The organism is Leucobacter tardus (assembly GCF_017583045.1).
Taxonomy (GTDB): Bacteria; Actinomycetota; Actinomycetes; order Actinomycetales; family Microbacteriaceae; genus Leucobacter; species Leucobacter tardus.
This window is the reverse complement of sequence record NZ_JAGFBF010000005.1, coordinates 585,824-603,490: the sequence shown is the minus strand read 5'-3', so window position 1 is coordinate 603,490 and position 17,667 is coordinate 585,824. Positions and strand designations below refer to the sequence as shown.

15 protein-coding genes and 1 tRNA gene are annotated in these 17,667 nt (G+C 69.4%); 11 read left to right on the top strand and 5 right to left on the bottom strand.

The genetic code is table 11. From position 1 onward, the window contains the following. The first annotated feature begins 5 nt into the window (after positions 1 to 5). From J4H85_RS09815 to J4H85_RS09785, 7 genes are all read left to right on the top strand, one after another. A complete protein-coding gene (locus tag J4H85_RS09815) occupies positions 6 to 965 on the top strand; it encodes a Ppx/GppA phosphatase family protein (RefSeq protein ID WP_208239155.1) in 960 nt (319 codons plus the stop codon). A 179-nt stretch (positions 966 to 1,144) separates the two neighbouring features. After that, entirely contained in the window at positions 1,145 to 2,248 is a 1,104-nt protein-coding gene (locus J4H85_RS09810) for a BMP family lipoprotein (RefSeq protein ID WP_208239153.1), read from the top strand. A gap of 72 nt (positions 2,249 to 2,320) precedes the next feature. Beyond that, positions 2,321 to 3,838: an ABC transporter ATP-binding protein gene (locus J4H85_RS09805; protein WP_208239151.1), complete on the top strand. Its 1,518-nt coding sequence runs from the start codon at positions 2,321 to 2,323 to the stop codon at positions 3,836 to 3,838. After that, complete coding sequence (locus tag J4H85_RS09800; RefSeq protein ID WP_307863586.1) at positions 3,835 to 5,115, top strand: ABC transporter permease; 1,281 nt, start codon at positions 3,835 to 3,837, stop codon at positions 5,113 to 5,115. The genes J4H85_RS09805 and J4H85_RS09800 overlap by 4 nt, the downstream gene beginning before the upstream one ends. Beyond that, positions 5,112 to 6,392 (top strand): ABC transporter permease, encoded by a 1,281-nt coding sequence (locus J4H85_RS09795; RefSeq protein WP_208239149.1) that lies wholly within the window; start codon positions 5,112 to 5,114, stop codon positions 6,390 to 6,392. The genes J4H85_RS09800 and J4H85_RS09795 overlap by 4 nt, the downstream gene beginning before the upstream one ends. After that, complete coding sequence (locus tag J4H85_RS09790; RefSeq protein ID WP_208239147.1) at positions 6,389 to 6,823, top strand: cytidine deaminase; 435 nt, start codon at positions 6,389 to 6,391, stop codon at positions 6,821 to 6,823. The genes J4H85_RS09795 and J4H85_RS09790 overlap by 4 nt, the downstream gene beginning before the upstream one ends. Further along, positions 6,820 to 8,112 carry a thymidine phosphorylase gene (locus J4H85_RS09785; protein ID WP_208239145.1) on the top strand — a complete coding sequence of 431 codons (1,293 nt, stop codon included), beginning with the start codon at positions 6,820 to 6,822 and terminating at the stop codon, positions 8,110 to 8,112. The genes J4H85_RS09790 and J4H85_RS09785 overlap by 4 nt, the downstream gene beginning before the upstream one ends. Here the strand turns inward: J4H85_RS09785 and J4H85_RS09780 are convergent. From J4H85_RS09780 to J4H85_RS09770, 3 genes are read right to left on the bottom strand one after another with little or no spacing between them, the layout of a single operon-like run. Continuing rightward, positions 8,102 to 10,534: a transglutaminase domain-containing protein gene (locus tag J4H85_RS09780; RefSeq protein ID WP_208239144.1), complete on the bottom strand. Its 2,433-nt coding sequence runs from the start codon at positions 10,532 to 10,534 to the stop codon at positions 8,102 to 8,104. The genes J4H85_RS09785 and J4H85_RS09780 overlap by 11 nt on opposite strands. Next, entirely contained in the window at positions 10,521 to 11,642 is a 1,122-nt protein-coding gene (locus J4H85_RS09775; RefSeq protein WP_208239143.1) for a DUF58 domain-containing protein, read from the bottom strand. Before J4H85_RS09775 ends, J4H85_RS09780 begins: the two co-directional genes overlap by 14 nt. A gap of 10 nt (positions 11,643 to 11,652) precedes the next feature. Continuing rightward, positions 11,653 to 12,606: an AAA family ATPase gene (locus J4H85_RS09770; protein WP_208239142.1), complete on the bottom strand. Its 954-nt coding sequence runs from the start codon at positions 12,604 to 12,606 to the stop codon at positions 11,653 to 11,655. Positions 12,607 to 12,758: 152 nt separating this feature from the next. Between J4H85_RS09770 and J4H85_RS09765 the strand changes: the two genes are divergently transcribed. Then, positions 12,759 to 12,833, top strand: a tRNA-Gln gene (locus J4H85_RS09765). 74 nt (positions 12,834 to 12,907) lie between these two features. On the opposite strand, the gene J4H85_RS09760 is transcribed toward J4H85_RS09765, so the two are convergent. Continuing rightward, a complete protein-coding gene (locus tag J4H85_RS09760; RefSeq protein WP_208239141.1) occupies positions 12,908 to 13,366 on the bottom strand; it encodes a GNAT family N-acetyltransferase in 459 nt (152 codons plus the stop codon). Next, positions 13,366 to 15,231 (bottom strand): Na+/H+ antiporter NhaA, encoded by a 1,866-nt coding sequence (gene nhaA, locus J4H85_RS09755; protein ID WP_208239140.1) that lies wholly within the window; start codon positions 15,229 to 15,231, stop codon positions 13,366 to 13,368. Before nhaA ends, J4H85_RS09760 begins: the two co-directional genes overlap by 1 nt. A gap of 75 nt (positions 15,232 to 15,306) precedes the next feature. Here nhaA and J4H85_RS09750 point away from each other — a divergent pair, with 75 nt between their 5' ends. The 3 genes from J4H85_RS09750 to J4H85_RS09740 all read left to right on the top strand — a co-directional run bounded on the left by J4H85_RS09750 (position 15,307) and on the right by J4H85_RS09740 (position 17,536). Further along, entirely contained in the window at positions 15,307 to 15,981 is a 675-nt protein-coding gene (locus tag J4H85_RS09750; protein ID WP_208239138.1) for a DsbA family oxidoreductase, read from the top strand. Positions 15,982 to 16,010: 29 nt separating this feature from the next. After that, positions 16,011 to 16,169, top strand: a complete 159-nt coding sequence (locus J4H85_RS09745) for a hypothetical protein (protein ID WP_208239136.1) — start codon at positions 16,011 to 16,013, stop codon at positions 16,167 to 16,169. Positions 16,170 to 16,255: 86 nt separating this feature from the next. Beyond that, a complete protein-coding gene (locus tag J4H85_RS09740; protein ID WP_208239134.1) occupies positions 16,256 to 17,536 on the top strand; it encodes a low temperature requirement protein A in 1,281 nt (426 codons plus the stop codon). Positions 17,537 to 17,667 lie beyond the last annotated feature (131 nt).

The window sequence follows — 17,667 nt, the reverse complement described above, 5'->3', positions numbered from 1 at the left end:
TGCGCATGCGACTCGGCGTGATCGATGTGGGATCCAACACCGTCCATCTGCTCGTGGTGGACGCCCACCCCGGGGCCAGCCCGAACCCGTATCACTCGCAGCGCAGCACGGTGCGTCTGATGCGCTACCTCGATGCCGATGGTGCGATCACGGAGGAGGGCGTCCGCCTCATCATCGCGGCGATCACCGAGTCTCGGGTGAAGGCGCAGGAGATCGGCGTCGACGATCTCATCTCGACGGCCACGTCCGCGCTGCGCGAGGCCGCGAACGGCGAGGAGGTGCTGGCGCGGATCACGCGCGAGACCGGCATGGTGCTGCGGGTCCTCTCGGGCGAGGATGAGGCCCGGATCACGATGCTCGCGGTGCGGAGATGGCTCGGCTGGTCGGCGGGCGAGGTGCTGCTGTTCGACATCGGCGGCGGCTCCTTCGAGATCGCGCAGGGCGCCGACGAGTATCCCGATGTGCAGGTGTCGTTGCCGCTCGGTGCCGGCCGGTCGACGATCAATTTCCTCCGTGAGGATCCGCCCCAGCGCGAGGCCATTTCGGCTCTGCGCGCTCACGCACGCGCCGAGTTCACGCGGGTGCGCGACGAGATGTTCGCCGATCGGCCGAAGCCGAAGCGGGTGGTGGGCACGTCGAAGACGATCCGGTCGCTGGGACGTCTCATCGGCGGCCCGTCGGATCCGGTCACGGGGGATCTGTCGCAACTGCACTACACCGGTCTCCGCGAGTGGGAGCCGACGCTTCGTCAGATGCCGGGGGAGGTGCGCGAGTACCTGCCAGGCATCACTCCGGAGCGGGGATACCAGATTCTTGCGGGCGCGGTCGTGCTGCGGACGGCGATGAAGGTGTTCGGGGTGTCGACTCTGACCGTCTCACCGTGGGCACTGCGGGAGGGCATCGTGCTCAGGTACATCGACGCGCTCGACGGTCGCGGAGCGGACCCGGTGGCAGACCACGGCTGATCGTCGCGCCGTGTCCGTTTGTAGGAATGCGACGGACGCGTGTCCGTCGATGCCCCGGCCAGGTGTCAGATTGGCATCGGTTCTGCGTGCCGCTTTCGTCTGAGGAAACGCACCTGGAATGATGTTCGAGTAGCGCGGTGTGCGTACGTTCGATAGAAGACTTGCGAGGGAGCAGGGTGTTGAAAATCTCCAATACGACCAAGGTGCTGGGTGGCGTTGCCGCCGCAGGACTGGCCTTCGGCCTCGTCGGCTGCGGGCAGGCCCCCGAAGAGTCGGGTGGCGAGGCGTCGGCAGACGTCGTCGAGGGCTTCAAGCCCTGCATGGTGTCCGACGAGGGCGGGTTCGACGATCGCTCGTTCAACCAGCTCGGTTTCGAGGGGCTGACGAAGGCCGCTGACGAGCTCGGCATCGAGTACACCCAGACCGAGTCGCAGAACTCCAGCGACTACGCGGGCAACCTCGACGGTCTCGTGTCGGAGGGCTGCACTTTCATCGTGTCGGTCGGCTTCATGCTGAGCGCACCGACCGTCGAGTCGGCGAACGCGAACCCCGATGTCGAGTACGCGATCATCGACGACTGGGCAGACAACGACGGCGACGGCGAGACCGACGCGCCGAACATCAAGCCCCTCGTCTTCGACACGGCGCAGGCCGCGTTCCTCGGCGGGTATGCAGCGGCCTCCTACTCGGAGTCGGGTGTCGTGGGCACGTTCGGCGGCGCGAAGATTCCGCCGGTCACTATCTTCATGGACGGCTTCGCCAAGGGCGTCGACTACTACAACGAGGAGAAGGGTGAGGACGTTCGCGTCACCGGCTGGAACGTCGACTCGCAGGACGGCCAGTTCACCGATGAGTTCGCCGCGAACGATGTCGCGAAGCAGATGGCGCAGGGCCTCATCGACCAGGATGCCGATGTGCTGCTGCCCGTCGGCGGCCCGATCTACCAGTCGGCTGCCGAGGCGATCCGCGATTCGGGCGGCGATGTCGCGCTGATGGGCGTCGACGCCGACGTGTACGAGAGCGACCCGAACGTGTCGGATCTGCTGCTCGTCTCGATCCAGAAGTCGATGGATCAGGCCGTGTACGACGCGGTGATGATGGCCGCCACGGGCGACACCGACACCGAGGCGTACGTCGGAACGCTGGAGAACGAGGGCGTGGGCCTGTCCAGCTTCCATGACTTCGAGGACCAGGTCGACGCCGATCTGCAGGCCGAGCTCGACGATATCCGCGCGGGTATCATCGACGGGTCGATCGAAGCCGAGTCGGTCTCCTCACCGTAATCCGTGGACCGGCGGCCTGCGGGCCGCCGGTCGCACCCTGTCCATCCCACCCCTGATCCGCGAGAGCCACGTATGACACTCGAACTGCGCGGGATCACGAAACGTTTCGGATCCCTCGTCGCGAACGACCGCATCAACCTCGAAGTGCGCCCCGGAGAGATCCACGCGCTGCTCGGCGAGAACGGTGCCGGCAAGTCGACGCTGATGAACGTCCTGTACGGGCTGTACGACGCCGAAGAGGGGGAGATCCTCATCGACGGCGTGCCGCAGCGCTTCCGCGGACCCGGCGACGCCATGGCGGCGGGTATCGGCATGGTGCACCAGCACTTTATGCTCATCCCGGTCTTCACGGTGGCCGAGAACGTGATGCTCGGTCACGAGGAGACGCGGTTCGCGGGCGCGCTCGATCTGCCCGCGGCCCGGAAGCACGTACGTGCGGTCGCCGACCGGTTCGGGTTCCACGTCGACCCCGACGCGCTCGTCGAGGATCTGCCGGTCGGCGTGCAGCAGCGCGTCGAGATCATCAAGGCGCTCTCCCGCGACGCGAAGATCCTGATCTTCGATGAGCCGACGGCGGTGCTCACCCCGCAGGAGACCGATGAGCTGATGGGCATCATGCGCCAACTGCGCGACGAGGGCACCGCGATCGTGTTCATCACGCACAAGCTGCGCGAAGTGCGCGAGGTCGCCGACCGGATCACCGTGATCCGTCACGGCAAGATCGTGGCCGAGGCGCAGCCGGACTCCACGAACAGCGAGCTCGCCTCGCTGATGGTCGGGCGCGCGGTCGAATTGACGGTGCAGAAGGATCCGCCGCGCATCGTCGAGGGATCGGGTCTCGCGGTCACCGGACTGAGCGTGACCGACAGCACCGGTCACGTCGTGGTCGATGATGTGAGCTTCGAGGTGCAGCCGGGCGAGGTGCTCGCCATCGCCGGGGTGCAGGGCAACGGGCAGACCGAGGTCACCGAGGCGCTCATCGGCCTGCAGTCCGTCTCGCGCGGCAGCGCGAAGCTCGAGGGCAACGAGCTGCTCGGGCGCTCGGTCAAGCAGGTGATCGACGCCGGTGTCGGGTTCGTGCCCGAGGACCGCACCGTCGACGGTCTCGTCGGCGAGTTCACGGTCGCCGAGAACCTCATGCTCAACCGCTCGGGCGACGCGGCGTTCGTCTCGGGCGGCACCGTGCGCCGTGCGACGCTCCGCGAGTTCGCGCAGGAGAAGATCGACGAGTTCGACATTCGCACCCAGGGGCCGGATACGGCTGCCGGTCGCCTCTCGGGCGGCAACCAGCAGAAGGTCGTCATCGCGCGCGAGCTCAGCCGCGACCTGCGGCTGCTCATCGTCTCCCAGCCGACGCGCGGCGTCGACGTGGGGTCGATCGAGTTCATCCACAAGCGGATCATCGCGGCCCGCGACGCCGGAGTTCCGGTCGTGCTCGTCTCCACCGAGCTCGACGAGGTCTCGGCGCTCGCCGACCGTATCGCAGTCATGTACCGCGGCAGCATCATCGGGGTCGTCCCCGGCGATGCGTCGCGCGAGACGCTCGGCCTCATGATGGCGGGCGAGCGCATCGAGGAGGCCGCCGCGTGAGCGACACCACAGCCACGGCCGGACGCGGGTCGGGAACCCCGACGTCCGGCGCTCCGGTTTCCGAGACTCCGGAGGCCCCGCAGCAAAACAAGCTGCTCGCGCAGATCTTCAACGCGAGTGTGCTGACGACGGTCCTTGCGATCGTCCTGTCGATGATCATCGGCGGGATCCTGATCGCTGCGACCGACGAGGGGGTGCAGGACGCGCTCGGATACTTCTTCGCTCGTCCCGCCGACCTCTTCGTCGCTCTGTGGGACGCCATCGCCGGCGGGTACGCCGCGCTCTTCCGCGGTGCGATCTTCAACTACGATTCGCCGACGTTCATTCGCGCGATCAAGCCGCTGAGCGACACCCTGAACTACGCGACGCCGCTCATTGCCGCGGGTCTCGGCGTCGGGCTCGCCTTCCGCGTGGGACTCTTCAACATCGGTGGCCGCGGCCAGATGCTCATGGGTGCGGCGGCCGCAGGTGCCGTGGCGTTCACGGTGCAGGCGCCGTTCATCATCCACCTCCCGCTCACGATCCTCGCCGGTGTCATCGGTGGAGCGATCTGGGGCGGAATCGTCGGGATCCTGAAGGCGCGCACCGGTGCGCACGAGGTGATTCTCACGATCATGCTCAACTTCATCGCCCTCTACTTCGTCGCGTGGCTCCTGTCGACGCCCGGGCTGCTGCAGCGGCCGGGCGGCAACCAGCCGATCTCACCCGCGACCCCTGAGACGGCGCAGTTCCCCCTCCTGTTCCCGGCCCCGCTCACCACGAACTGGGGCTTCGTCGTCGCGATCGCGGCGACCGTGTTCGTGTGGTGGCTCATCGAGCGTTCGGCGCTCGGCTTCCGCATGCGAGCGGTGGGCGAGAACCCGCACGCCGCACGGGCGGCCGGCATCTCGGTCGGGCGCATCATCTTCTACGCCATGGCGTTCGCCGGGGGTCTCGCCGGTCTCGCCGGGGTGAACCAGATGGCGGGGACCATCACGAGCGGCTTCGCGAGCCACATCGACGCCGGTATCGGGTTCGACGCCATCACGGTGGCGCTGCTCGGTCGCAGCCGGGCCTGGGGCGTGTTCGCCGCCGGTCTGCTCTTCGGCGCACTGAAGGCGGGCAGCTTCACGATGCAGATCGCCGAGGGCATCCCCGTCGACATCGTGCTGGTCGTGCAGTCGCTCATCGTGCTCTTCATCGCCGCGCCCCCGCTCGTGCGCACGGTGTTCTTCATGAATGGAAAGCGGATGAAGCGCGCGCAGCGCCTCTTCGCCGCCAAGGAGGTGCAGGCATGAGCGCCCCCGCCATCGCCGTGAACCAGGACTTCGGCCAGCCCGTGGTCCGCACGCGCAGTCTGAAGGCACCGATCTCGTTCGGCATCGCGTCGGTCTTGATCCTGCTTCTCGCGTTCCCCGCGGGGCGCGAGGGTCACAGCAACTTCCGCCTCGCCGACCGCTCGTCCGACGTGCCGCTGCCCGATCTCGCGATGCCGACGGCGCCAACGGTCACGGTGTGCGCGCTCCTCATGGTGCTCGGGACGGCATTCGCGTTCCTGCAGTGGAGCAGGTACCGCCCCACGCCGCTCTGGTTCGTGTCGCTCTTCTCGGTGACGGGCGTCTTCGCGTTCCTGGTGTGGTCCTCGGCCGATGGGCTCGTTCCGGTGACCGGTCTGCTCTTCGGCGCCGTGTCGCTGTCGGTACCGCTCATCTTCGGCGCCCTCGGCGGCGTGATCGGCGAGCGGGCCGGTGTCGTGAACGTCGCGATCGAGGCGCAGTTCCTGTTCGCGGCGTTCTCGAGCGCGCTGATCGCGAGCCTCACCGGGAGCTACGTCGCCGGCCTCATCGGCGCCATGGTCGCCGGACTGCTCGTCGCTGCCGTGCTCGCGGCGTTCTCGATCAAGTACCTCGTGCAGCAGATCATCGTCGGCGTCGTGCTGAACGTGCTCATCACCGGCCTCACGAGCTTCCTGCACGGCGCGCTCATGGTGCCGAATGCGGCGCTGCTGAACTCGCCGCCGCGGTTCCCGCGCTGGTCGATCCCGCTCCTCAGCGACATCCCCGTCCTGGGCCCGGTGCTCTTCAACCAGACGCTGATCGTGTACCTCGCCTACATCGTCGTGCCGCTCGTCGCCTGGGGCATCTACCGCACGCGCTGGGGCCTGCGTCTCCGCGCGGTCGGCGAGCACCCGAAGGCCGCCGACACGGTGGGCATCCGGGTGAACCCGACCCGCTTCTGGAACGTGCTGCTCGCCGGTGCGATCGCCGGCATCGGCGGCGCCTACTTCACCCTCGGCGCGGTCGGCTCGTTCGACAAGGAGATGACCGGCGGTCTCGGCTTCATCGCTCTCGCCGCCATGATCTTCGGCGGCTGGGATCCGATCAAGGCGACGCTCGCGGCGCTGCTGTTCGGGTTCGCCAGCAACCTGCAGACGCTCCTCGTGAACCTCGGCTCGCCGATCCCCGGCGAGTTCATGTCGATGCTGCCGTACCTGGTGACGGTGCTCGCGGTCGTCGGGTTCACGGGTCGTTCCCGCCCGCCGGCGGCGAACGGCACCGCCTACGTGAAGGAGTGAGCGTGACCGACGCGAACCCCGTGGACTGGGATGCCCTGCGCGCTGCGGCCGCGGAGGCGGGCCGCCACGCCTACGTGCCCTATTCGCAGTATCCCGTCGGCGCCGCTGCGATCACGGACGATGGACGTCTCGTGACCGGTTGCAACGTCGAGAACGCCTCCTACGGCCTGACGCTCTGCGCCGAGTGCGGACTCGTCTCCGAGCTGCACCGCAGCGGCGGCGGACGTCTCACGGCGTTCGTCTGCGTCAACGGAGCGGGCGAGATCATCATGCCCTGCGGCCGATGCCGTCAGCTGCTCGTGGAGCACGCGGCGCCCGGCATGCAGTTCGAGACCGTGTCGGGGATCCGATCCCTCGACGAGGTGCTGCCTGACGCCTTCGGGCGCGGCGACATCGACGACTACCGAGACACTCAGAGGAGCCATTCGTGAGCCCAGAACCCTTCGACGCCGTCGATGTGATCCGAGCGAAGCGCGACGGGGGCGACGTGCCCGAGCCGGCGCTGCGCTGGATGGTGGACGCCTACACGCGCGGATACGTCTCCGATGCGCAGATGGCGTCGTTCGCGATGGCGGTCTTCCAGCGCGGCATGAGTCGCGAGGAGATCCGGGTGCTGACCGATGCGATGATCGCCTCGGGGGAGCGCCTGAGCTTCGCCGATCTCGGCAAGCGCACCGTCGACAAGCACTCGACCGGGGGCGTGGGCGACAAGATCACGCTGCCGCTCGCGCCGCTCGTCGCGTCGTTCGGCGTCGCGGTGCCGCAGCTGTCGGGTCGGGGCCTCGGTCACACCGGAGGCACCCTCGACAAGCTCGAGTCGATTCCGGGGTGGCGCGCCGCGCTCTCGAACGACGAGTTCTTCGCCCAGCTCGCCGGTGAGGTGGGCGCTGTGATCTGCGCCGCCGGGTCGGGGCTCGCTCCGGCGGACAAGAAGCTGTACGCGCTGCGCGACGTGACCGGGACGGTCGACGCGATCCCGTTGATCGCCTCGAGCATCATGTCGAAGAAGATCGCCGAGGGCACCGATGCGCTCGTGCTCGACGTGAAGTTCGGATCGGGCGCCTTCATGCAGCGGCTCGAGGACGCCCGCGAGCTCGCCGAGACGATGGTGGCGCTCGGCACCGACTCCGGTGTCACGACGACGGCGCTGCTCACCGACATGTCGACCCCGCTCGGTCTCGCGATCGGCAACGCGAACGAGGTGCGGGAATCCGTCGAGATCCTGGCCGGTGGCGGCCCCGCCGATGTGCGCGAGCTGACGGTGGCGCTCGCCCGCGAGATGCTCGCCGCGTCGGGCCAGCCCGACGCCGACGTGGAGGCCGCGCTCGACGACGGCCGCGCCATGGACACCTGGAACGCGATGATCCGCGCTCAGGGCGGGGATCCTTCGGCGGCGCTGCCCACGGCGCCCGAGACGCACACCGTCGTGGCGCCCACTTCGGGTGTTGTCACCCGGATCGAAGCGCTGCCGTTCGGCATTGGTGCGTGGCGTCTCGGCGCCGGGCGCGCTCGTGCCGAGGACGCCGTGGTGTTCTCCGCCGGCATCGATCTGCACGCGAAGCCGGGGGATCGGGTCGAAGCGGGTCAGCCGCTCTTCACCCTTTCGGCGGAGGATGCGGCGCGGTTCGACCGCGCCCTCGAAGCGGTCGACGGTGCGTGGGAGATCGGGGACGCCGCTCCCGAGCGCGGCTCGCTCGTCCGGGAGCGCATCACGGCGTAGGCGGACGATCCTCGCGGCGCCGCACCAGCGAGATCGGTGCGAGCGCTGCGCGGATCCGATGCGCCCGCGTGCTCGTCCGGGTGAGCTCCGTGGTGGCCGTCGCGCACTGCTGCGGCAGCGCGCTCGACGTGTCCGTATCGGTGCCGCCGGTCCCGTATCGCTCGGCGGTCACGGCAGCCGCCAGCGACCAGGCGGCGTCGATCGCCGAGCGGTCGATGAGCGCTCCGCTCGCGACGAGATGCTCGACCCAGGCCTCCGGCGTGCGCGCGCGTGGCCGTGCGGTGTCGTTCATTCGATGCGGATGCCCCGCACCGAGGTCTCGCGCCCGCGCGCGGAACTCGTGCCACGCGGCGGCAGCGGGGCCGCGAACGCCGCGCATCCGGGCCCGCCGCACTGCGCCGATCACCTGCCGAGCTCCCGCCGGGGCGAGCAGGACCAGGAGGAGCGCACCGAGCACCGCCGCACTCCACGCCGCCCACGGTGACCCGTCCGTCGCGGAGGACGCCGCGGTCGCTGCGTCGTCGTCCTCGGGTGCGGCGGTCTCCTCCTCCGCAGGCTCGTCGGTCTCCTCGGGGGTCGGCTGCGCGTCCGGCGTCGCCTCGCCACCCTCCTCCTGCGCGTCCTCGGTTCCCGGTGTCGCGGCGACGTCTTCACCCGTGTCGGCGCGGAACCCCGCTCCGCCCGGCGTCGGTTCGAACGGCACCCATCCCTCGTCCGAGACGTACACCTCGGGCCAGGCGTGCAGGTCGCGCCCGCGCACCGTGGTCTGCTCGGAGGACTCGGCGCGGGCCGCGTATCCTACAGCGACCCGCGTCGGCACCCCGAGTTCTCGCGCGAGGACGCCGAACGTCGAGGCGTAGTGCACGCAGAATCCGCTGCGCGAGTCGAGGAACGTCTCCATGATCGCGTAGGGGTCGTCCGCATCAGTTCCCGGTGCGACCGGCGCCGATTCGTCGTACGCGAACTCTCCCGAACGGAACCAGCGCTCGACGGTCTCGGCGATGACGAGACGGTCGTCCGTGCCGGCGTTCGACCGAAGCCGCTCCGCGGTGTCGCGGATGCTCTGCGGCACCTCGCCGGGCAGCTCGAGGTACTGCTGCACCTCGTCGGGGGCTGCTGCGGGATCGGTGTAGCGGGGCTCGCTCGTCGCGGGTGGCAGGGGGAGTGCGTTCGCCGCGTTCCGGCCGCCATCCGGCCGCGGCGACACGGGGAATCGGTCGAGCGGGGTGTACCGCGCCACGTACGCGTCACCGCGCTGCGTCGCGCTGCGATCCGATCGGGATGCCGCGGCCTCGTCGAGCCACAACCACTGCTCGGTCTCGAAGCTCTCGGCCCGCGCCGTGCCGACGACGGAGGTCGACTGCGGCAGCGGAAGCCACTCGCTCACGAGGCCGTCGATCGTGATGCGCACCGTGACCGCGTCATCGTCGGCGTCGGATTCGGCGAGCTGCGGGGGCACCTGCGCCGGATCGCGGGCTTCGCCGACATCGAGGCGGTCGTCGGTGAGGGCGTCCTGCGGCTGCCACCGCCCGCCGCTGAAGTCGGAGACCGTCGCGAGGGTGAAGCGGAGGGGTGCGCGGTCGTCGGCGACGAAGCTGAAGGCCGGGGTGTTGCTGCGTTCCCGGAGGTCGTCGGCGAGCGCGAGGCTCACGTCGGGGGTGTTGCTGCCGACGGGGGCGGTGAGGTTGGCCGAGTTCCAGACGCGGTCACGGGTGGGCGGTGCGAGGGCGACGGCGCCCGCCGCGACCGCGACGGCCACGCCGGCGGCGACGAGCCCGCTCCACCGGAGGGTCGGCGTCGCCGCCCAGACGACCACGGCGAGCAGCAGACCCGCGAGCGCGAGCGTGAGGGAGTCGATGCCGCGCGTGGTCACCAGCGGGGTGGCGAGCAGCAGGATCGCGACCAGGATCCCGCTCAACAGAAACGCGCGCAGGGCGAACAGCAGTGTCACGATCGCGGCGACGATGAGGACCGCCGTGCAGATGAGGTCGCCGAGCTCTGGCGAGGGCCGCACGGGGGCGGCGCCGACGGTGAGCTCGAGCGAGACCTGTTGCAGCAGCGCTCCCGGCAGCTCGAGCCAGACTCGAAGTCGGCCGCTCAGCACGATCGGCGTGGCCCAGATCGCGGTGCCGAGCATCACCCCGACGAGGGTCGAGATGATGGCTCCGCTGCGGCGCGAGGTCCCGTTCGTCACCAGTGCACGGATGCCCGCCGCTGCCAGCAGAGTTCCCGACGCGATACCGAGGGCGCGCGGCATCCAGGCATCCGCGGCGAAGACGGCGGTGCAGGCGACGATCGCGAGTGCGAACAGCGCGACCAGGGCTCCGCCGGTGATCAGGATCCGCGCGCGGTCGCGCGCAGCCGTCTCGCGGTCGGGTGCGCCCTGACCGGATGTCGGCCGAGGCGCCCTACCGATCGACATCAGTGCTCCCTGCAGCATCGATCCGGTAGACCGCGACGCCGGAGTCGGGAAGCGCCTTCCAGGAATCCGAGTTCGTCACACCGGTGACCACGGCGTCGATGCGGGGTCTGGGCCTCTCGTGGGTCGGGCTCTCGAAGACGGCTCGGGCGAGGAGCATCAGCGCGTCGTCCCGTGTCGCCACGGGTCGGGGGTCGCCGCTCCCGACGATCAACCGCACCGGGTGCCCGTCGCCGAGCCACTGCACCGCGAGGGTCGCCGCAGTGGAGACGGCCCGTTCGAACCGCTCGTCGCGCGCCGCAGCGACGCGCTCGTCTCCGTAGTGCGACGGATCCGTATCGAGCAGCAGGGTCCGTTCGGCGGCCTCGGCATCCTCGGGCAGGTTGACGAGCAACTGGCCTTGTCGCGCGCTCTGCTTCCAGTGCACCTGTCGGATCGCGTCACCCGTGCGGTACTCCCTGACCGACCCGCTCGGCTCACCCGAGACCTGCCCGACGCTGCGCCCCGCGGGCGCCGAGGACGCGCCGTGCGCGCTCACGCCGCCGAGCGGTTCGGGCACGTGCTGCAGCAGGGCGGGGAGCACGAGGACGTCGAGACCGGCACCGCTCGGGACGCGACGACGCGCGAGTGCGAGCGGGTCCTTCACGAGCAAAGCGCCCACCCCGACGGTGAGCGGCCCGCGCCGGTGCGCCGTGCACGTGACGGCGCGAGCCGAGGGATCACTGCGCGCGGCCAGGAGCCGGTGACGCCCCCCGCCGGACGCCCACTCGAGTTCGACCGGGATCGGGACGGGGAAGCGCTGGTGCACGCGGACCGTCACCGGGAAGCGGGCACCGACCATCGGAGTGGGATCGATGGTGCTGAGGGTGGGCGAGAGGCGCGCGGTCAGCGGCAGCACGAGCACGGTCACCACGGCGATCGCGACGAGCGCGAGCAGGAAGGCGGAGAGGTACCAGAGATCACGGATCCCGACCGCGAACCAGGCGGCGCCGATCGCTGCACCCGAGAGCAGTACGCCGATGCCGCGACGCGTGAGCAGCACCGGAGACCGCGCCCACCGGCGTCGGTGCCGTCCGCCCGCCGACCTGCGACGCGCTCGTCTCCCGCTCATGGTGCTGGACTCACGGCACCGGCGTGCGGGCGATGATCTCGGCGACGAACTGCGACGCCGCGTCCATCGATGCGGCGACGGACTCGAACCGCCCGCGCGGCACGAGGCGGTGCGGCAGCACGATGCCGGCGAGCGCGGCGACATCGTCGGGGGAGACGAAGTCTCGGCCGCGGATCGCCGCACGCGCTCGAGCCATGCGCGCCAGGTGCAGTGTCGCTCGGGGGCTGCCGCCGAGCGAGATGCCCTCGTGGCGTCGCGTGCCCCCGACGACGGCCACGAGATACTCCTGCACCGGATCCGACAGGTGCAGTCCGGCCACCTCCTGTCGCGCGCGCAGCACATCGGCGACGGTCGCGACGGGGGAGACGGCGTCGAGCGGGTCGGAGGCTCCGCGGTTCGCGAGCATCGCCCGTTCGGCGGCGGCGTCGGGGTAGCCGATCGAGATCTGGGTCATGAAGCGGTCCCGCTGCGCCTCGGGCAGCGGGAAGGTGCCGGCCATGTCCTGCGGGTTCTGCGTCGCGACGACCATGAAGAGGTCGGGCAGTCCGTGCGTACGACCGTCGACCGTCACGGACCGCTCGGCCATCGCTTCGAGCAGCGCGGACTGGGTGCGCGGGGTCGCGCGATTGACTTCGTCGCCGATGACGATGTTCGTGAAGATCGGACCCGGATGGAAGGTGAACGCGTGCGACTCCTGGTCGAAGATCGACAGTCCCGTGACGTCGGTGGGCAGCATGTCCGAGGTGAACTGGATGCGATGACTGTCGGCACTGATGGCGCGCGAGAGCACCGACGCGAGCGTCGTCTTGCCCACCCCCGGCACGTCCTCGATGAGCAGGTGCCCACCCGCGAGCAGGGTGAGGATCGCGGACTCCGCGGCTTCGGCCTTGCCGGTGACGACGCCGGAGATCGAGCGCGCGATGCGTTGAGCCAGCGCTCGCGTCGGGGTGTCCGGATCCGCCATCGTCGACCGCCCCTCGATTTGCTTGTCGGTTCCACCATACGGGGCGGCGGTCGCGGCATGCCAGGATTTGGTGTTCGTTCCGCTTCCCGGTAGAGTGATCTCTCGGTGCGAACGACGCGGAAGTAGTTGATCCGGGTCGATTGCCACTCCTTTGGGGTATGGTGTAATTGGCAACACGACGGTTTCTGGTACCGTTATTCTAGGTTCGAGTCCTGGTACCCCAGCCATCTGGCAGCCCTGATCTTCCGTGAAGGTCGGGGCTTTTGTCATGCCCGGCGTCGCCTGTCACTCGGAGGTGTGCTCAGAGCGATGTCGTCAGATACACGCTGTGCGGATCCTCGCGATACTCACCGAATGGAGCCGTGTCGATGAACCCGGCGCGGCGGTACAGTGCACGCGCCGCGGCGAAGAAGTCGCTGCTGCCGGTCTCGAGCGAGACCCGGGTCGTGCCGCGCCGTCGAGCGTCTTCGAGCGCGTGTGCGAGCAGCCGTGATCCAACGCCCTGACTGCGGTGCGTCGGTGCGGTGCGCATGCTCTTGAGCTCTGCATGACCGGGTGCCAGGTCCGCGAGCGCGACGGTGCCGACCAGCTCGTCGTCCGCGTGGGCGGTCCAGAGACGGACTCCGTCGCGCTGCAAGGCGCCGAGGTCGAGGGCGTGCCGGGATTCGGGCGGTGCCGTCGGTTCCATGTCCGCGAGATGCGCGGACAGAAATGTCGCGAGTGCCGGATCCCTGAAGTCGGCGCGTGCCAGAGTGATCATCAGTGCAACCTGTCAGCTTCTTGCGTCCGCGCCCCGCGGCGGCGCTGCTCGAGCGCCGAGATGAGGGTGCGCGCGTCAAAGCTGCCGAGGTGACGGCGTCCGTCGACGAAGAACGTCGGTGTGCCCCTGGCACCGCTCGCGTCGGCGCCCACGGCATCGCGCTCCACCCGAGCGGCCACGTCGGCGCGCTCGAGGTCGTCGATGAACTGCACGGCATCGAGACCGAGCTCTTCGGCGTAGCGCACGAGGTCCTGCAGCTCCAGAGCGTCCTGGCGGGGAAAGACGTAGTCGTGCCAGTCCCAGAACCGGTTCTGCCTGGCGGCCGCCTCCGCCGCGTGCGCCGCGAGCAGTGCGTGCGGGTGGACGCTTTCGAGCGGAAGGTGTCGCACGACGTAGCGCAGATCGTCACCGAAGTGGCGCTGCAGATCCGCCCACGACCCGGTCGTGTGCGCACAGAACGGGCACTCGAAGTCGATGTACTCGACCAGGGTGAGCTGCGCGTCCTCCGGACCGCGGATGTGATCGACCTCGGGGTCGACGGGTGGATCCAGCACCATCGGGAGGTCCGCGGTCTCCTCGCCCCACCGGCGAGCAGCCACTCTGAAGATGACCCATCCGAGTGCGGTCGCCACCACCATCGAGACCAGCACCCCGACGGTCGCTTCGCGCCCCAGGTCCGAGGTCGACCCGAACGCCAGGCCGATGATGAGCAGCGACACGGTGAACCCGATCCCGGAGAGCGCGGCCCCGCCGACGACGCTGCCCTGGCCGACGCCGTCGGGCAGTCGGCCGAACCCCAGACGCACCGCGATGAGGGTGACCACGCCGATGCCGAGCAGCTTGCCGACGACGAGCCCGATGATCACGCCCCACGTGACCGGAGAGGCGAACGCCTCACCCAGCAGCCCGCCCCGCAGATCGACTCCGGCGTTGGCGAGAGCGAAGACCGGCACGACGATGAGCGCTGTGGGCATGCGCAGCACCTCGTGCAGCCGTTCATTGACCGAGATGCCCCGTGCCAGGCCGCGATCCATGGCCCGAGCCGATGCGGCGCTCGGCGACTGCCAGAAGTCCCGGAACAGCGCCTTCGCCGCCACGACCTTCTGGCGCTGCGTCGCGAACGACGGGATGAGCAGTCCGGCCAGCATGCCGGCGAGCGACGCGTGCACACCGGATTCGAGCGTCGCGATCCAGAGGACCACGACGAGCACCACGTACGGGGCCGCGTGCCACTGCCGTGCGCGCCCGAGCAGCCACAGCCCGAACAGGCACGCCAGCGCGATGAGTATCGGCACGAGCCGGATCTGCTCGCTGTAGACGAATCCGATGATCGAGACCGCGAGAAAGTCGTCCACCACGGTCAGGGTGAGGAGGAAGACGCGCAACTGGCCCGACAGCCGCGGACCCACGACCGCGAGCGCACCGAGCATGAACGCGGTGTCCGTGCCGACGACGGCACCCCACCCACTGAGCCCCTCGCCACCCGAGGCACCCACCACCAGCACGTAGATCACGGCGGGCAATGCCACCCCCGCCACGCCCGCGATCACCGCGAGCCGGGTCCGGCTCCGATCGCGGAGCGATCCGTGAGCGAACTCCTGACGCACCTCCAGACCGATGACGAAGAAGAAGATCACCATGAGGCCGTCGTTCACCCAGTGGTGCAGGTCCATGTGCAGCCCGAAGGGGCCGAGATCGAATCCCACGCCCGCATGCCAGAGGTCGACGTAGGCCGCCGAGGCAGGGGAGTTCGCCCACACGAGCGCCACCGCCGTCACGCAGACGAGCAGCAGCGCGGATCCCGACTCCGTGCGCAGCCATCGGGTGAGCCTGGCCAGACCTCGAGCGGGCCGCGCGTTCTGCATGGAGGCATTCTAAGCCCGCGAAGCGGTCGATCCACGACCGGGAATAGCGCGCGTGCGGCCGCGGTTGCACCGTTCGTGACTGACACCATCCGCGTCGACATCTGGTCCGACATCGCCTGCCCCTGGTGCTACATCGGCAAGCGCCGCTTCGACGCAGGAGCCCAGCTCTTCGCCCAGCAGCACCCCGACGTCGCCCTCGAGGTCGAGACCCACAGCTACGAACTCGCCCCCGACGCCCCCGAAGACTTCGCGGGCGACGAGATCGACTTCCTCGTGAGACATAAAGGCATGCCGCGCGCCGACGTCGAGTCGATGCTCGGACAGATGACCGAGCTCGCCGCATCCGAGGGACTCGAGTACCACTTCGACCGACTGCAGCACGTCAACACGCGCCGCGCCCACCGCCTCCTCCACCTCGCCAAGAACCATGGCCTCCAAGCCGAGATGTCCGAGCGCCTCTTCGCCGCCTACTTCACGGAGGGCAAGAACCTCGCCGACCCCGACGTGCTGGCGGCGCTCGCCGCAGACGCGGGACTCGATGCAGACGACGCCCGCGCGGCGCTCACCGACGAGGCCTACGGTGACGCCGTCGATCGCGACACCACGCGTGCGCGCATGCTCGGCGTCACGGGAGTACCGTTCTTCCTGTTCGACCAGCAATACTCGATTCCGGGTGCCCAGTCGGCCGAGATCTTCGCCGACGCGCTCGGCCGCGTCCTGCAGCTGCGCGAACAGACCCCGACCGAGTGAACCGCACCGCACCATCGAGAGGACCCATCATGACCGACGAGCAGCAGCCGAAGACCGAGTCCGCGCCGAGTGAGCCGGGGTTCATGAGCGCCGCGGGGTTCGCCGACGCCGAATCGCGCGAGATCCTGAACCTGCTGGGTCAGGGCGACAGCGGAGGATCCTGCTGCGGCGGCTCCTGCTGCGCCTGAACCGCTGAAGGGGCCGGCCGGGCCCGAACAGCTCGCAGCACATCCACGGTTTGACGAGGGTTGCGTCCGCGTACGATGAGGAATCGATGAGCGATTCTCCGCAGTTCTACCGGCACGGGCTCCGCCGCATGCTGGCGCGGGATCCCGATGAACGACAGCGCTCAGCGAGCCCGCTCGAGCTGTTCTTCGACCTGACGTTCGTCGCCGCGTTCCTCACCATCGGTGAACAGGTCGCACTCGGCGTCGCCGATGGCCTGGTCTGGCCGGTGGTGCTCGGGTTCGTCATCGCGACACTGCCTGCTCTCTGGGCCTGGATGGAGTACACCTGGCTGGCGTCGGCGTTCGACAATGACGACTGGGTGTTCCGGGCGCTCACGCTGCTGCAGATGGCCGGCGTCATCATCTTGACGATCGGCATGCCCGCCCTCTTCGCCTCGCTGGTCGACGGCGGCGAGATCGACGGCAGGGTGCTGGTCGCCGGGTACGTGGTCATGCGGACCGCCATCACCCTGCAGTGGATGCGGGTCGCGCGACACGATCCCACTTGGCGTCGATTCGCCCTGGGACATGCCGTCGCGGTCGGGGTGGTGCAAGCGCTCTGGGTGGCGTGGATCGTCGTGCCACTGGCGTTCACCCCTGCGCTCGTGTTCCTCGCCATCGTCTGGGTGCTCGATCTCGCCGTGCCCACGACCGTCGCGCGCCTCAGCAAGCCGGGAGGGCCGGCTGCCCTCCCGTGGCACCCGTCGCACCTCGCGGAACGGTACGGGCTCATCACCATCATCGCCCTCGGAGAGACGGTGATCGGAACCGTGACCGCAGCGCGGCACATCACCGATACCGAGGGATGGAACGCGGACACGGTCGTGGCGGTCGGCATCGGCGTCGTCATCTCGTTCGCGCTCTGGTGGACGTACTTCCTGATGCCCTCGGCCCGGATCCTGGAGGTCAGACGCGACAAGATGATGCCCTGGGCGTACGGGCACCTGCCCATGCTCGCCTCGGTGGTCGCCGTCGGCGGCGGACTCCACGTGCTCGGGTATCTGCACGACAGCCGGTACCCGGCGAGCATCCTCACGGCGGTCGTCTCCGTCGCGATCCCGACGCTCCTGTTCCTCATCTGCGTGCACGGCATTCACGGGTGGCTCGTGTCCCGGCTCATGCGGAGTCCTGCGCACATCGTCGCGCTCGGCGCGCCGCTCGTCGCCATCGCGACCGCGGCGATCGGGTGGCCCGTCTGGCTGTGCCTGATCCTCGTGCTGTGCGGGCCGCTGACCATCGTGGTGTCCTACGAAGTGCGGGACCATCGGCGACTGGAATCTACGCTGCGCAGTGCGATCGCCCGAGCCGAGCGGGAACCCGCGGCCTGAGCATCCGACCGGTCGCCTGACGTTCATTCCCCGGCCACATTCGGCAACTTCGGGGACACTCGACCTCACTACGCTCCTGAACCGTGCGCGGCGAGTGCTTCGTCGCGCGCATTCGAGTTCGGACACCTGAG

What these genes read in the sequence shown, in the direction of transcription:
- J4H85_RS09780 (WP_208239144.1), bottom strand. Translation starts at nt 10,534, where the DNA reads ATGTCGATCGGTAGGGCGCCTCGGCCGACATCCGGTCAGGGCGCACCC.
- J4H85_RS09760 (WP_208239141.1), bottom strand. Translation starts at nt 13,366, where the DNA reads ATGATCACTCTGGCACGCGCCGACTTCAGGGATCCGGCACTCGCGACA.
- J4H85_RS09770 (WP_208239142.1), bottom strand. Translation starts at nt 12,606, where the DNA reads ATGGCGGATCCGGACACCCCGACGCGAGCGCTGGCTCAACGCATCGCG.
- J4H85_RS09740 (WP_208239134.1), top strand. Translation starts at nt 16,256, where the DNA reads ATGAGCGATTCTCCGCAGTTCTACCGGCACGGGCTCCGCCGCATGCTG.
- nhaA (WP_208239140.1), bottom strand. Translation starts at nt 15,231, where the DNA reads ATGCAGAACGCGCGGCCCGCTCGAGGTCTGGCCAGGCTCACCCGATGG.
- J4H85_RS09805 (WP_208239151.1), top strand. Translation starts at nt 2,321, where the DNA reads ATGACACTCGAACTGCGCGGGATCACGAAACGTTTCGGATCCCTCGTC.
- J4H85_RS09775 (WP_208239143.1), bottom strand. Translation starts at nt 11,642, where the DNA reads ATGAGCGGGAGACGAGCGCGTCGCAGGTCGGCGGGCGGACGGCACCGA.
- J4H85_RS09815 (WP_208239155.1), top strand. Translation starts at nt 6, where the DNA reads ATGCGACTCGGCGTGATCGATGTGGGATCCAACACCGTCCATCTGCTC.
- J4H85_RS09745 (WP_208239136.1), top strand. Translation starts at nt 16,011, where the DNA reads ATGACCGACGAGCAGCAGCCGAAGACCGAGTCCGCGCCGAGTGAGCCG.
- J4H85_RS09795 (WP_208239149.1), top strand. Translation starts at nt 5,112, where the DNA reads ATGAGCGCCCCCGCCATCGCCGTGAACCAGGACTTCGGCCAGCCCGTG.